Annotated in this window: 14 protein-coding genes; 7 read left to right on the forward strand and 7 right to left on the reverse strand. The window is 42.0% G+C overall.

All coding sequences use genetic code 11. From position 1 onward, the window contains the following. Positions 1-16: 16 nt before the first annotated feature. From IEE86_RS10380 to IEE86_RS10390, 3 genes are all read right to left on the reverse strand, one after another. Entirely contained in the window at positions 17-493 is a 477-nt protein-coding gene (locus IEE86_RS10380; protein WP_191097162.1) for a TspO/MBR family protein, read from the reverse strand. A 91-nt stretch (positions 494-584) separates the two neighbouring features. Further along, on the reverse strand, positions 585-1,319 hold the full coding sequence (locus IEE86_RS10385; RefSeq protein ID WP_191097163.1) for a TraR/DksA C4-type zinc finger protein: 735 nt from the start codon (positions 1,317-1,319) through the stop codon (positions 585-587). A 117-nt stretch (positions 1,320-1,436) separates the two neighbouring features. Beyond that, positions 1,437-2,375, reverse strand: coding sequence for a 1,4-dihydroxy-2-naphthoate polyprenyltransferase (locus IEE86_RS10390; protein WP_191097164.1), 939 nt, complete (start codon positions 2,373-2,375; stop codon positions 1,437-1,439). A 381-nt stretch (positions 2,376-2,756) separates the two neighbouring features. Here IEE86_RS10390 and IEE86_RS10395 point away from each other — a divergent pair, with 381 nt between their 5' ends. The 6 genes from IEE86_RS10395 to menC all read left to right on the forward strand — a co-directional run bounded on the left by IEE86_RS10395 (position 2,757) and on the right by menC (position 10,198). Further along, complete coding sequence (locus tag IEE86_RS10395; protein ID WP_191097165.1) at positions 2,757-4,175, forward strand: isochorismate synthase; 1,419 nt, start codon at positions 2,757-2,759, stop codon at positions 4,173-4,175. After that, a complete protein-coding gene (gene menD, locus IEE86_RS10400; protein WP_191097166.1) occupies positions 4,168-5,910 on the forward strand; it encodes a 2-succinyl-5-enolpyruvyl-6-hydroxy-3-cyclohexene-1-carboxylic-acid synthase in 1,743 nt (580 codons plus the stop codon). The genes IEE86_RS10395 and menD overlap by 8 nt, the downstream gene beginning before the upstream one ends. After that, complete coding sequence (gene menH / locus IEE86_RS10405) at positions 5,895-6,722, forward strand: 2-succinyl-6-hydroxy-2,4-cyclohexadiene-1-carboxylate synthase (RefSeq protein ID WP_191097167.1); 828 nt, start codon at positions 5,895-5,897, stop codon at positions 6,720-6,722. Before menD ends, menH begins: the two co-directional genes overlap by 16 nt. Before the next feature lie 14 nt (positions 6,723-6,736). Then, a complete protein-coding gene (gene menB / locus IEE86_RS10410; protein WP_191097168.1) occupies positions 6,737-7,555 on the forward strand; it encodes a 1,4-dihydroxy-2-naphthoyl-CoA synthase in 819 nt (272 codons plus the stop codon). Positions 7,556-7,625: 70 nt separating this feature from the next. Then, complete coding sequence (locus IEE86_RS10415; protein ID WP_191097169.1) at positions 7,626-9,077, forward strand: o-succinylbenzoate--CoA ligase; 1,452 nt, start codon at positions 7,626-7,628, stop codon at positions 9,075-9,077. Beyond that, positions 9,074-10,198: an o-succinylbenzoate synthase gene (gene menC / locus IEE86_RS10420; protein ID WP_191097170.1), complete on the forward strand. Its 1,125-nt coding sequence runs from the start codon at positions 9,074-9,076 to the stop codon at positions 10,196-10,198. Before IEE86_RS10415 ends, menC begins: the two co-directional genes overlap by 4 nt. Before the next feature lie 106 nt (positions 10,199-10,304). Here the strand turns inward: menC and IEE86_RS10425 are convergent, their stop codons facing one another. From IEE86_RS10425 to IEE86_RS10440, 4 genes are all read right to left on the reverse strand, one after another. Beyond that, positions 10,305-10,496: a hypothetical protein gene (locus tag IEE86_RS10425; RefSeq protein ID WP_191097171.1), complete on the reverse strand. Its 192-nt coding sequence runs from the start codon at positions 10,494-10,496 to the stop codon at positions 10,305-10,307. Positions 10,497-10,521: 25 nt separating this feature from the next. Next, entirely contained in the window at positions 10,522-10,680 is a 159-nt protein-coding gene (locus tag IEE86_RS10430) for a DUF1540 domain-containing protein (protein ID WP_008360682.1), read from the reverse strand. A 66-nt stretch (positions 10,681-10,746) separates the two neighbouring features. Next, entirely contained in the window at positions 10,747-11,793 is a 1,047-nt protein-coding gene (locus tag IEE86_RS10435; protein WP_191097371.1) for a cytochrome d ubiquinol oxidase subunit II, read from the reverse strand. Between the two features lie 22 nt (positions 11,794-11,815). Then, a complete protein-coding gene (locus tag IEE86_RS10440; protein WP_191097172.1) occupies positions 11,816-13,147 on the reverse strand; it encodes a cytochrome ubiquinol oxidase subunit I in 1,332 nt (443 codons plus the stop codon). A 176-nt stretch (positions 13,148-13,323) separates the two neighbouring features. Here IEE86_RS10440 and IEE86_RS10445 point away from each other — a divergent pair, with 176 nt between their 5' ends. Continuing rightward, positions 13,324-13,566, forward strand: a complete 243-nt coding sequence (locus tag IEE86_RS10445; protein ID WP_191097173.1) for a type B 50S ribosomal protein L31 — start codon at positions 13,324-13,326, stop codon at positions 13,564-13,566. Positions 13,567-13,585: the final 19 nt, after the last annotated feature.

Here is a 13,585-nt window from a genome sequence, read left to right on the forward strand (position 1 = left end):
CATAGCGGTCTTTTTTTTACATATTCATGGAATAGATCATATAAGACAAGTATGTCGCAAAGAATCCCCATAAGACATAAGGGATCAGTAAAATTGAAACGACTTTACTGAGCTTTCGTGAGACGATGACTAGTGCGAGTGCTGTCAGCGTAACAAGTAAGCAGTCGATGGTAGCGGCGAACAAATCTTTTTGTGTAAATTGAAAAAAGCTAAAGGCTTGATTGAAGACATAATTTAAAAGAAAAAGAATCCAAAAAGGTAAAGTGATTTTTTGAAATCCATACTTCCCGTAAATGATTGCTGCGGACAATGAGATGAGAGCAAATAAGACAGCCCACACAGCTCCAATCACACCTCCACTAGGTGTCCATTCCGGTTTGTTTAATGCATCATACCATTCTCTGTCAATAGGGAACAAGAAGCCTGCAATAGAGAATAGTGCGTATGTAATAAAGAAGACGATAACCGCCCAAATGATACTTTTTCTAGCCACCAAAAATCTCCTCCAATCAAATCAAATTCACTCTTAAAATGATTTCCCAATTATTACATGATATAAACATAAAGCCCCCAATATGAGGGGACTAATGATTTTTTTCTGTATAAGGTTCTTCTTCGTACGGCTTCAAGTCACCAAATACCGTCATGACGCCTTTTTCATCTAATGCATCTTCATAGGCTTCGTGTGCTTTATTTGGATACACCTTGCTTGCTTTGCCTTCGATATCAGCAGCTGCGAACCCTTCATAGTCTTCAACATCATCCTCATCTTCAGATTGTGTATATACATCATCGTATGTCAGAGGAGGAAATTCCATATCGGACGGGGTATCAGAGTTGCCGTAGCGTTCTACGTCCTGATAAGCATCTTCTCCATCGTAGGCTGCGCTTTCTTCATTTTCAAATTGCCCTGATGGCGGACTTAGTAAATCCTCTTCAATTGGACGATTTTGTGAAACGATCTGTTCTTTTGAATGCTCTATGCATGTGACAGCAGTAGGCAATGCTTCTAAACGTTCCTTTGGAATAGGGGCTTTACAGACCTTGCAAAAACCATAAGACCCGTCTGCGACGGCTTGAAGAGCTTCATTGATGTCTGACAAATGTTCATGTTCTAAACTGTTTAACGCAATATCTTTCCCTCGCTCGAACAGCTCTGTCCCTTGATCACCCGGGTGATTATCATATGCTGACAGTTCTCCGGTGGAATCATAAGGAAATGCTACTTTCTGTTCATCGTCATGGCTATTGGCTTCTATTTCTTGTTTTTCATTGAGAAGTCGCTGCTTCAAATGATGTAATTCGTCTTTAGACAACAAAGCGATCATCCTTTCATATCAAACATATTGTTAGTATGAGCAATTTTGCATGTAAGACTTGTTCCAATTTGAAGCAATTCCTCATCAAAAAACGCCTGCGGCTGCAGGCGTTGTATGTTACGCAATATAATATTGTAATATCAATGCGATCGTTAACAGGAAACCGAAAAATGTATTGGTTTGAGCTGTAGACTTCATGGCATTCATTAATTCAATTGGCTTTTCTTTTTGTTTAAATTCTTTAATGGCTGTATATGCTTTTGGCACACTGAGTAAAACAAGAAGACTCCAAAGGCCAACGATATCTGTGAAGATATACACAAAAATAAGTACATATGATACCAAAAACATGGAAAGTAGGATGTTCACTGCCGCTTTTCGTCCAGCAAGGATAGCAAGTGTTTTACGTCCATTTTCCTTATCGCCGTCTAAATCCCGAATATTGTTCGATAGTAAGATGGCTCCAACTAAAATAGAAATCGGCAATGATACAAAAACAGCCTTTGACGTCAGTGTTCCTGTTTGAATGTAAAAACTAATGAGGATGATGCCTAATCCCATAAAAGCACCTGACACAAGTTCTCCGAATGGTGTATAAGCAATTGGTACAGGACCACCGGTATAGAAATAGCCTGCTGCCATACAAATGAGTCCTATCAGAGCAATCCACCAGCTAGACATCATGCAAATATAAACCCCAAGTAGTAAAGAGAGTGCGAATAATGCATAAGCGAGGCTGAGAACGGTTTTAGGCTTCACACCATTTCTAACAATGGCGCCGCCGATACCGACAGATTTCTCATTGTCCAATCCGCGAATATAGTCAAAATACTCATTAAACATGTTCGTTGCGATTTGGATAAACATAGATGCAAATAGCATAGCTAAAAATAGCCCAACATGTATTTGACCACTCGGAAGTGCTAGAACAGTTCCTAAAGTAACGGGAATAAATGCCGCTGTTAATGTATGCGGTCGTAGTAAATTCCACCAAATCCGCCAGTTCTTATCAGGCTTTATCGGTGAAAGCTGATCTGTTATCGATTGATGCTGCATAAAATATACTCCTTTAAATAAAAAAATACGTACACTTCCAAATTCCAGTTTAGCAAAGTTCAAAAAGGTGTCAATATATTGATGCGATGAAACCTGAAAAAGATGTTTGCTAATCGTTTCCATATAGAGAGAAAGCGTGATCTTAGAGCAGGCCTTGCCATTTTTCTTTAGATGCTCTCGTTTTGATAAGCGGGAGCGAAAAAATCTTGAAGGCGTGATATAATAAGCATTCGAGGTTTTAAAAGCTGTTTTCTTTACTAAGTTCATCTGTTAAGGTTTATAATAGAAAAGCAGGTCATTCGACATACTCGAATGTTCATGTATTTTTCACATGATGGTTTTATTTTTTATGTTATTTCATGGATTTTGGAGGAATGTATCATGGTGACAACAGTGCAAAGTACTTTCCGGCAGGAAGCGCTTGCGACATTAGAAGAAGCGAATAACGTCAACCATGCTGTTTTGATAAGCTACTCCAGAAGAGTTGACGATCTGGATCCTCTTGCCTTTTTCCAAAGCGGCGAAGCGGATTTTTTAGGCGAGCGTTTTTTTTGGTCTGATCCAGAAAGCCAAATGATATTTTCTGGACTTGGCAGAGCGGCCGTCATTAAATCATCTGAGCAAGGTAAAGAACGATTCGATACAGTTCATCATGAATGGGAACAGCTAAAACAGCACATGTTCCATTTTCATGATGAGAAGGAGTTAAAGCAAGCGGCTGTTGGTCCGCTTTTATTTGGAGGATTTTCATTTGATCCGTATGAAGAAAAGGCGCGTCACTGGGAAGCATTTGGCGAGGCTCATTTTTTTGTACCATCTATGATGCTGACTGTCTCAACAGAAGGCAGCTTCCTTACGATCAACGAATGGAAGCAGGTGGACGGAAATGTTCATCAGCTCATTCAAGAGCTAGAACAGAAAGCCTCTCGTTTCGAGACATTGCCAGTACAAACTGATGGACAAGCTGAGCTTGTTCATATGGAAGAGCTGGATGTAAAGGAATGGATGAAGGCGATTCATGGAGCGACAGAACATATTCGTGCGAACGAATATGAAAAGGTTGTTTTAGCAAGAGAAGTCTTGCTTCACTATAAAAATCAAATTGAACTTGCTCCACTATTATCAGAACTATTAAAGCACCAAACGACGAGTTATGTATTTGCTATAGAACAGGGAAAGCAATCGTTTGTTGGAGCTACGCCAGAACGTTTAGTGAAAAAAAGTGGTGAAGAAGTTTTTTCATCATGCTTAGCAGGTTCCATTGTACGTGGGAAAGATGAAATTGAAGATCTAGCATTAGGTGAGGAACTGCTTCACGATGAGAAAAATTTGATTGAACATCAAATTGTCGTCAATATGATTGAGCAAGCATTTGAGGCAAACTGTCATCACGTGCATAAACCAAATCAACCAAGCCTTTATAAAACAAAAAACATTCAGCATTTATTTACACCGATTGTAGGAGAAATCAAAAGCAGCTGTTCTCTCTTTTCATTAATAGAGCAGCTTCATCCAACGCCAGCATTAGGAGGATATCCGAAGGAAAAGGCAGTCGAGGTGATCCGTGAAATCGAACCGTTGAAACGTGGTTGGTATGCTGCGCCGGTTGGCTGGATTGATTCTCAGGACAATGGAGAATTTGCCGTGGCGATTCGGTCAGGCCTTATTGAGGAAGACCATGTTCGTTTGTTCGCTGGTTGCGGAATTGTCGAGGATTCCCTTGCAAAGCAGGAGTATGAGGAAACGCAAGTGAAATTAAGACCAATGCTGTCAGCACTTGGAGGTCGTCCTATTGAATAATCAAATTATGACAACATATATTGGCAGATTGATGGATGAATTTGTACAAGGCGGTGTGAAGGAGGCGGTTGTCTGTCCTGGTTCCCGCTCAACCCCGCTTGCGATGCTGGCTTTTGCACATGAAGACATCAATGTCCATGTGTTAGTGGATGAACGATCTGCTGCTTTTTATGCGCTTGGTCTTGCGAAAGCGAGTCAAAAACCAGTGCTGCTCATTTGTACATCAGGTACGGCAGCTGCTAACTTTTATCCAGCCATTGTAGAAGCACATTATTCACGGGTACCACTCATTGTTTTAACTGCTGATCGGCCGCACGAATTGAGGGAAGTTGGGGCACCTCAAGCGATTGATCAGCAATTCTTATTCGGTAAGTTTGTTAAATGGTTCACAGACTTAGCATTGCCTGAAGAAAGTCAAATGATGCTCCGGTATGTACAGACTGCCGCCGCTAGAGCGAGTCATATCTCCATGCAGGAGCCAAAGGGACCTGTACAGGTTAATGTGCCACTGAGAGAACCATTGCTTCCTGATCTGTCTATTGATCCTTTTCATAGAGAAGAAAAAGATACGAAAACAGTATTAGCAAAAGGTCAGGCTTTCCCAAATGATCATGTCCTGTCTGAAATAGTGACCATGATGAATCAATCTACAAAGGGACTGATTGTGGCGGGTGAACTTCTTACGCAGGAAGAGCAAGAGGCCGTGTTACGTTTTTCGAAAGCCTTGCATTTCCCTATTTTAGCTGATCCGCTTTCTCATTTGCGAAATGGGCATGAAGATGAAGAGTGGATTATCGATGCGTATGATTCTTTATTGAAAGATGAAGCATTGCAGCAGCATCTATTGCCTGACATGGTGATTCGTTTCGGACCGATGCCCGTGTCTAAACCTTTATTCAAGTGGCTGGAAAAACATAGAGAGGTGAAGCAGATTGTCGTAGATGCTGCCGGAGGCTTTCGAGATCCTGGGCTAAGTGCTTCATATGTGATTGAAAGTCATATAGCTACTTTTGTAGATGAAATCTTAAATAGAGCGGATCAACGGAACGAAACAAGTTTCCTAAACCGCTGGCAGAATGCCAATTCTTCATTCAGAAAACATGCAGCCCATTATTCTGATGAGGACCTGTCATTTGAGGGGAATGTATACCGTCAGCTTCAGCACCTCTTGCCAAAGGGGAGTGTCCTTTTTATCGGAAATAGTATGCCGATTCGTGATGTGGATACATTTTTTGAAACACAATCGAAGTCTTTTCGGATGATGGCGAATCGAGGAGCAAATGGCATTGACGGCGTTGTGTCAACAGCACTTGGGACGTATGCGGCTTTGAAGCAGCCTGTCACCTTAGTCATTGGTGATCTGTCTTTTTACCATGATATGAACGGACTTCTTGCCGCTAAGCTCATGGACATTCCGCTGACGGTTGTTTTGTTAAACAATGATGGGGGAGGTATTTTTTCTTTCCTTCCGCAGGCATCTAATGAACCGTATTATGAGACACTCTTCGGTACGCCGACTGGGCTGAATTTTGAGTATGCATCGAAGCTGTATGGGGGAACCTATTCGAAGCCGGTAACGAAACAAGAATTACATGATGTGTACAAGGCGCATATACATGAGCCTGGTCTTCATTTAATCGAGATTGAAACAGACCGGCATTTGCGTGTAGACAAGCACCGTCAAATGATGGATGAGATATTGAGAGAAGTGAAAAAAGAATGTCTCCTTTCATAGTAAGAATGCGTGATGGTGTGGCGTATGAGGTGGTTGATCAGAACCCAACGGCTGAGAATCCCACGTTATGCTTGCACGGTTTCACTGGGAGTGCAGATTCTTGGGAGTTCTTGAATGAATATATGGAGAATACAAGATTGATTCAGGTCAGCTTGCTTGGTCATGGCCGCACGGATTCCCCAGAAAGTGTGAGAAGATATGCGATGTCGCAGCAGCTAGCAGACCTTGCGGAGATTTTAAATCAATTAAAGCTTCACAAAGTGAATATTCTCGGATATTCTATGGGAGGACGTATTGCTTTATCATTTGCCTCCCGTTATCCAGAACGTGTAAACAAGCTGATCCTTGAGAGTACGTCTCCAGGGCTTTCCTCTTTCAAGGAGCGGATGGCAAGGCTGAAGCATGATCAGCAGCTGGCTCAAAAGATTAGACAGGAAGGCTTAACTCAGTTTGTGGATTTTTGGGAAAGCATTCCGCTGTTTGCTTCGCAGAAATCCTTACCAGCAGATAGGCTGGCTCAACTGAGAAAGGGAAGATTAAAAGCCAATCCACTTGGGCTAGCTCGCAGCTTAGAGGGCATAGGAACAGGTTCACAGCCGTCTATGTGGCAGGCACTAAAGCATATTAAACTGCCTGTTTTGTTCGTTTGCGGAACGCTTGATGAAAAGTTCTGCAATATTGCCAAACGTATGCAGCGTGAGCTTGAAGGCAGTCAACTCATATTGGTAGAGCATGCAGGGCATACAGTTCATGTGGAACAACCACATTTTTTTGGTAAAATAGTAAGTGAGTTTATTTTAGCGCAAGCTTAGAGGAGGAAATATTGATGGCTATTGAATGGCAAACTGAGCGTCAGTATGACGAAATTTTATATGAAACGTATCATGGGATTGCGAAGATCACCATTAATCGTCCGCATGTACATAACGCATTTACACCAAAGACCGTGAGTGAATTAATTGATGCATTTTCACGCGCTCGTGATAATTCAGATGTTGGTGTCATTGTACTTGCAGGTGCTGGAGGTAAAGCATTCTGTTCTGGTGGAGACCAAAAAGTACGCGGTCATGGCGGATATGTAGGAGACGATCAAATCCCGCGTCTAAACGTATTAGACTTACAGCGTTTGATTCGTGTCATTCCAAAACCAGTGGTTGCAATGGTTGCAGGTTATGCAATTGGCGGAGGACATGTTCTTCATATCGTTTGTGACCTGACCATTGCAGCAGACAATGCCATTTTTGGACAAACTGGACCTAAAGTAGGCAGCTTTGATGCTGGTTATGGTTCAGGCTATCTTGCACGTATTGTTGGCCATAAGAAAGCGAGAGAAATCTGGTACTTATGCCGTCAGTACAATGCACAAGAAGCGCTTGATATGGGACTTGTCAACACAGTTGTACCTTTAGAGCAGCTTGAAGAAGAAACAGTGAAGTGGTGCGGAGAAATGCTAGAAAAGAGCCCAACTGCTTTACGATTCTTGAAGGCTGCATTTAATGCAGATACGGATGGATTAGCTGGGATTCAGCAATTTGCAGGGGATGCGACACTTCTTTATTACACAACAGATGAAGCAAAAGAAGGACGCGATTCCTTTAAGGAAAAACGGAAGCCGGACTTCGGTCAGTTCCCGCGTTTCCCTTGATTCAATGATAGGGTTGAAAACAGCTTAGTGCATCAGACTAAGCTGTTTTCTTTTACGAAAAGGAGGTGTCATGATGAAGCAACCGAATTGGCTATTGCACCGTGCCTATTTAACGCCAGACCGAGTCGCGCTCATTTATCAAAACAAAGAGTGGACATTTCGTGAATTAGTGCATGAAGTAGACGAGCTTTCAAATAGGCTTGCACACACATCACTGAAAAAAGGGGAGACGGTAGGGATTCTGATGAACAATCATCCTCAAATGGTGATGTTTGTTCATGCTTGTTTTTTATTAGGCATAAAAATCGTGCTATTGAACAATAAGTTAACAAAAGCTGAAAGGCGCTATCAGTTGAAAGATGCAAAAGCAGCGGCATTATTAACCGAATCTGTTTACGCAAATGATCATGAGGGTGAGTTACCGGTTTATACAATGGAGACTTTACCTGTAGCTGATCAAGGTCATGAAAAAGAAATCGAGAACGACTTTGATTTGAATGAAACAGCGACCATCATGTATACATCCGGGACGACAGGACGGCCTAAGGGAGTGGAGCAAACGTTTGGCAATCATTTTCATAGTGCTGTTGCCTCTGCACTGAATATGGGCCTCAAAGAGGATGATCGCTGGCTCATTGCGCTGCCCCTTTTTCATATTAGCGGATTATCTGCTTTATTTAAGTCTGTTATATATGGCATGACTGTCGTGCTTCATCAAAAGTTTGATGTCGATGAGGTAAAGGATTCAATTGAACGGCATCGTGTGACGATGATTTCAGTCGTTCAAACGACGTTATCCCGTTTATTAAGCAGTCTGGAAGAATGCCCATCTTCTTTGCGCTGTCTTCTATTAGGCGGAGGACCTGCGCCGTATGCAATGCTTCAAGAGAGCAAGGAGAAAGGCTTTCCTGTGTTTCAATCGTACGGCATGACCGAAACCTGCTCACAAATTGTGACGCTTGCGCCCGAATTTAGTGTAGAAAAGCTTGGATCTGCGGGGAAACCTTTATTTGGATGTGAACTGAAGATTCAAGACGGCGAACGTATTTGTCGTCCTTTTGAGCATGGTGAAATCATGGTCAAAGGTGCAAATGTGATGAAAGGATACCTGCATCGTGAAGAGGAAACCGCGGCTGCCTTTGATCAAGGCTGGCTGAAAACAGGTGATATTGGCTATGTGGATGAGGAAGGGTTTTTATTTGTGCTTGACCGACGTTCAGATTTAATTATTTCTGGTGGAGAGAATATTTATCCTGCGGAAATTGAAGCGGTACTTTTAACACATCCACATGTAAAGGAAGCCGGAGTGACGGGTATGTATCATGATAGATGGGGAGAGGTACCTGCTGCCTTTCTTGTGACAGACGATAAGGTACCGGAGAATGAGCTCTATGCTTTATGTCAGTCGCATTTAGCCAAGTATAAATGGCCAGCCGCTTTTCACTTTGTGGACGAGCTGCCAAGAAATGCGTCGAATAAATTACAGAGGCACAGACTCAGGATCAAAGGGGTTTTTAGATGATTCAAATTGAACGAGTGATTTTATATCATGTGACGATGAAGCTTAAGCAACCATTTACAACAAGTCTAGGAACCATCTCAGAGCGTGAGTTTATTATTGTCGAGGTAAAAGACCAAACAGGATTGACTGGGTGGGGAGAGGTGTCTGCTTTCTCTTCCCCGTGGTATACAGAAGAAACAATCGAAACCTGTTATCACATGCTAAGGGCTTTCTTTATCCCGAACATGCTGACCCGTTCTTTTACACATCCTTCAGAAATTCCTGACAGCCTGTACCACTTTAAGGGCAATAGAATGGCCAAAGCGGGGATTGAAGCGGCTGTTTGGGATATTTATGCGAAGCGTGAGAATAAGTCCTTACGCGACGTATTAGGCGGCAAGAAAGAGAGAATTCCATCTGGTGTTGTGGCGGGTTTAGGACCTATTGATGAAATGCTTCAGCAAATTCAGCAATATGTCGACCAAGGCTATCAGCGTGTGAAGGTGAAGATTAAGCCGGGACAAGATATTGGACTCCTTCAAAAGATAAGAGAGTCTTTCCCTGATCTTCCGTTAATGGCGGATGCGAACTCTGCCTACGAATTAAAGGATATTAGCAAATTAAAGCAGCTCGATGACATTCGTTTATTAATGATTGAACAGCCTCTAGCTGCAGATGATATTGTGGATCATCGTCATTTGCAAAAGCATTTAAAAACACCCATTTGTTTGGATGAAAGTATTTGTTCTTTAGACGATGCTAGAAAAGCTGTAGAACTAGGAAGCTGTCAAATCATTAATGTGAAGCCATCACGAGTTGGCGGGCTGACAGAGGCACTTAAAATTCATGCGTTTTGTAAGGAGCATCAAATTCCGCTGTGGTGCGGCGGGATGATTGAAACAGGCATTTCCCGCGCGCAGAACGTGGCACTTGCGTCACTTCCACAATTTACAATTCCGGGTGATATTTCAGCTTCGTCAAAATATTGGGAGCAAGATATCATTTTTCCTGAAATCAAAGTTGAAAATGGATTTATTGAGGTACCACGTTCTCCAGGAATGGGTGTGGAAGTTGATTATCAAGCGCTCCGTTCTTTCTCAGATAAAATTGACGTGTTTACAAAACATGATTTTGTGAAATGAAAATGAGATCATCATCTTTTGTACATGCAATAGAACAGTTGTATAGTGGGGGAAAGTTTTTCCTTCCTGTCTCAACAAAAAAGAAAGAGCGGATCACCGCTCTTTCTTACTCTTCTACCAGCTCGCTTTCGTAAGCAAGCTGTCCGATATACTGATGCATCTCATTAGGCATATCTGATACATGCCCATATTCATAATCCCAAAGGTTTAAAAAGGAGTGAGCTGCCTGATAAAATGCGGCTTCGTCCGCGTCATGAATTTCGTCAAAAAACGTTTCAAGTAGCCGATCGTGTTTCACAGTGAAGCGCCTCCTTTAATGAGACTTAAAGATCTTGTGGTTTAAACGTTTTACAATCTGTTTCTTCACTTTTCTCAGCCGTGTTTCCTGTGTGGCTGACGACATAGATAGCATCTGCACCACAGCGATTTCCTGCATTCCAATAGGAACAGTTATTGACTTCACAAAGGATTTTTTGACTCATACAGATGACCTCCTTTTGAGTGTGTCTTTCATTTATAATGTAACCGAAATGAACCTCGTCCATTCATTAATCTTCCTGGCGAATATAGCGTTTATCCTTCATAAACAATTTCCAGAAGAAATAGAACCCAGGAAATAAGATGATAAAACCTACAATATACGTGATAAATAATGCCCTAAATGTGGCAGGGTCTGTAAATCCAGACATGATTGTAATATCTGGATAAGCCATATAAGGCAAATGAGCACGTCCATACACATAGCTTGCTAAAAAATACTGAATGGTAATCGCAATGACAGCTAAACGTGGTCTCCCTTTCCGATGCTTAAATCGGCTGTTTGGTATAAATAGGGCTAATCCCGCAAGCAAAAACATCAGCAGGGAAACAAGAAGAATAGGGATGTTCTGCATCATTTTTGAGAACAGCCAATTGGCCTCACTTCGTAATGTTAGCATAATAAAGAAGGCCATCATGAGAGAAAGCGGGCCAGTAATGAGTGCGCCCCTTCTATAAATGCTATAGGCTTCGTCTTCATCTGCCACATTAGAGAAATCCGCTAAAAGCAAGGACGAGAGAAAAAGGGTGCTGAAAATGGCAAAGCCCACAAAAGAATAGACATTTGCACTTGTAAAGACTAGTCCTAAATCTAACGAGTAGACATTGTTCTCCTGAAAGATAAATCCACCATGAGTAATCGGGAGAACCATGATGAGGATGGACGGAATAATAAAGCCGCTAATTCCTGAAATGTATGTGACGGCTTTCCGGTATTTTTTAGGCAGTGAATGAGAAAACACGAGAAATCCGCTTCGCAGTGCAAGAAGCAGTAGTATGATGCTTCCAGGTATTAATAAAACGGTGCCAAGCACAAAGGTCGCACCTGGAAATAGGCTAAACAATGCGACGACGATGGCCACAATGAAGACGTTTGTCACTTCCCATGTTGGCGAAAGATACTTATTTGCGATATTAGCGGCCTTTGTTTGTTCTCTATTCATATAAATCATCGACCAAAATCCTGCGCCGAAATCCATTGATGCCATCACTGCGTAGATAAAAACGAATCCCCATAAGATGGTGATTGCAATGAGCGCATCAGTTGTAACATCCATTTGCATCTAGATCGCTCCCTTTTTAAGATTCTGTTAATCGTAGGTCTTCTTCAATCGAATGTTTTCTAAAGTAGTACGTCAGTACGATAACGGTTGCTATGCCTAAGATGAGATAGACAATGGCAAAAAGGATGAAGAGTGTCCCGATCGAGCCTGATGATGTGACGACCTCAGAGGTTTTGAGCATTCGATAAATGACCCACGGCTGACGGCCTGTACACGCAAAGATCCAGCCGAATTCAATGGCCAAAAGACTAAGAGGACCGCCGAATAAGTAAAGAAAGAGGAGCCACTTTGGATAATGTTCACGTTTTAAAATTTTACGGTAGAGCAGTGCTAACACAGCAAATAGAATAAGCACAGATCCAATAATGACCATTCCGTTAAATAACGTGTGAATAAATAAAGGCGGCCACTCGTCACGAGGAAAATCATTTAAGCCTTTGACTACCGTATCAAAGCTATTTCCCGCCAGAAAACTAAGAGCCCAGGGGATTTCAATAGCACCTTTAATTTCCTGCGCATCGGCATCAGTAAAACCACCTATTGCAAGAGGTGCGTGTGATTGAGTTTCAAATAAACCTTCTGCACCCGCTAACTTTTCAGGCTGATATTCATATAGGAGCTGAGCGGATTCGTGACCGTTTAACGCGGTAAGAAAAGAGAAAAGTCCACCTACAATAAGTCCAAGAAAAAGGGCTTTTCGATGAAAGGTATACAGTTTCTCATTTTTTCGTGTTTTGAGCATTTTAAAAGCAGCCACTGAAGCAATGACAAAAGCACCTGTTGTAAAAGCAGACAGCACGACATGTGTAGCGGTCACAACAAAACTTGGATTGAAAAAGGCCTTCCAGGGCTCAATATTTGTGATTTCTCCATTGACCATCTGAAAGCCAGCAGGAGTTCCTTCAAAAGCATGTACGTTTGTAATGAGAATCGCTGAAGCGGCTGCACCAATCACGACAAAAATAACGGTAATGATGCGCATAGCAGGTGAAAGCCGATCCGCTGCGTACACATAAATAGACATAAATAATGCTTCAATAAAGAAGGCATAGATTTCAATCTGAAATGGAAGTGACATGACCTTTCCGATAACCTCCATAAAACCTGGCCACAGCAGGGCAAGCTGCGTACCGGCAATGGTGCCAGTTGGAATGGCGACGCCTAATAGGACAGCCTGCGCTTTTGTCCATCTCTTTGCCATGACAGCATAATGCGGGTCTTTCGTTTTTTGAAAGATGAGTTCAGCTAATAAAATCATTAGCGGGATTCCAACGCCAAGCGAGGCATAAATAATATGAAAGCCCATTGTTGTGCCGAACAGGCTTCTAGCTAAAACGAGATCAGTCAATTTTTTCTCCGCCTTTCTTATCGCTTCTCTTTTTCATGATGCTTATTATTCTCCACCATTTTTAGATTATTCTTCCTGACTAAGAAAGCTTGTTTTTTGACAAGTTGTATGAGAGGGAGTAGAATATAATTACAAAGCGTAATCATTACGTTTTGACGCCGGAAGGAGTTTTGACATTGAAAAGAGATATTCATCCAACCTCACGCGAAGTCGTATTTATGGACGTAAACAGCGGTTATTGCTTTTTGAGTAAATCAACAAAGACATCAAACGAAACAGTAGAGTGGGAGGATGGGAAAACGTATCCTGTCATTAAGGTAGAAACAAGCTCTGATACGCATCCTTTTTATACAGGACGCCAGAAATTCGGAGAAAAAGGCGGCAGAGCCGAACTGTTTAAGAAAAAATACCAAATGTAAAAAAGAAGAAAATCCTATC

The sequence above is a fragment of the Bacillus crepusculi genome (assembly GCF_014764715.1).
GTDB lineage: Bacteria > Bacillota > Bacilli > Bacillales > Bacillaceae > Bacillus.